This window comes from Streptomyces sp. FH025, from assembly GCF_017427025.1.
Classification (GTDB): Bacteria; Actinomycetota; Actinomycetes; order Streptomycetales; family Streptomycetaceae; genus Kitasatospora.
Map to the genome: position 1 here is coordinate 1 of NZ_JAFLNG010001143.1, position 1,402 is coordinate 1,402.

Consider the following 1,402-nt stretch of genomic DNA (forward strand, 5'->3'; position numbering starts at 1 on the left):
CCCGCCGACGCCATACGGATCACCGCCGACCAGCTCGCCGCCGCCCGTACCCTGCGTGACGCCCTCTGGCGCCTCGCCGCCGCCCGCGCCCACGGCGAGGCCGGCTCGGCGGAGGACCACGCCGCGCTCAACCGGGCCGCCGCCCACCCGCCGCTCGTCCCGCAGATCGCCCCGGACGGCGCCACGGCCGCCCCGCTGCCCGCCGACGGGGCGCAGCTGGTCTCCACCCTCGCCCGGGACGCGATCGCCCTGCTCACCGGCCCGTACGCGGACCGGATCCGCGAGTGCGGGGCGCACAACTGCCAGCTGATCTTCGTCGACACCTCGCGGCCCGGGCGACGGCGCTGGTGCTCGATGGAGCGGTGCGGCAACCGCAACAAGGTCCGGGCCCTGCGCGCCCGGCGGGAGTCCGAGGAACCCGCCCCGGAACCCGCCGCCGGACCGACCCCGATCGCGGCCCTCGGGCCCGCATCCCCCACGTCCCACCGGACGTCCACCCGCTGATCCACCGTCTGAGAGCATGGGTTGATGCGACCGCTGTACTCCGTTCCCCTCGGCTTCGCCGCCGCCGGCGCCGCCTGCCTCGCCTACTCCGTCGGGTACGAGGTGCGTTCCTTCCGGCTCCGCCGGGTCGAGGTCCCCGTCCTGCCGCGCGGCGCCAAGCCCATCCGGATCCTGCAGGTGTCCGACATCCACATGGTGAGCGGGCAGGGCAAGAAGCAGCGCTGGCTGAAGAGCCTCGCCGGCCTGCGCCCCGACCTGGTGGTCAACACCGGCGACAACCTCTCCGACCCGCTCGGCGTCCCGGCCACCCTCGACGCGCTCGGGCCGCTCATGGAGTTCCCCGGCGTCTACGTCTTCGGCTCCAACGACTACTACGGCCCGGCCCGCAAGAACCCGGCCCGCTACCTCCAGGCCATGCGCAGCGGCGTCCACGGCCTGAACAACCCCGACGGCACCGGCCGCCGCGGCATCACCGGCGCCGTCCACAACCCGTGGGAGAAGCTCCGCGACGGCTTCGACGCCGCCGGCTGGCTCGACCTCACCAACACCCGCGGCCGGCTCACCATCGGCGGCCTCGACCTGGAGTTCACCGGGCTCGACGACCCCCACATCCGCCGCGACCGCTACGCCGAGGTGGCCGGCGGCCCCTCCGCCGACGCCGACCTCTCCCTCGCCGTCGTCCACGCGCCCTACCTTCGCGTCCTCGACGCCTTCACCGCCGACCGCTACCCGCTGATCCTGGCCGGCCACACCCACGGCGGCCAGCTCTGCATCCCCTTCTACGGCGCCCTGGTCACCAACTGCGACCTCGACGCCCGCCGGGTCAAGGGCCTCTCCACCCACCAGGCCGGCGGCCACCGCTCCTACCTCCACGTCTCCGCCGGCTGCGGCACCAACC

General features: G+C 74.8%; 2 protein-coding genes. Both read left to right on the top strand.

Going from position 1 to position 1,402, the window contains the following annotated elements; translation table 11 throughout:
- Window positions 1–504, top strand: a 504-nt coding sequence (locus J0670_RS38005; protein ID WP_207817329.1) for a CGNR zinc finger domain-containing protein, incomplete at its 5' end; no start/stop codon positions are given.
- Between the two features lie 24 nt (window positions 505–528).
- A partial coding sequence (locus J0670_RS38010) for a metallophosphoesterase (RefSeq protein WP_207817330.1) occupies window positions 529–1,402 on the top strand: 874 nt, incomplete at its 3' end.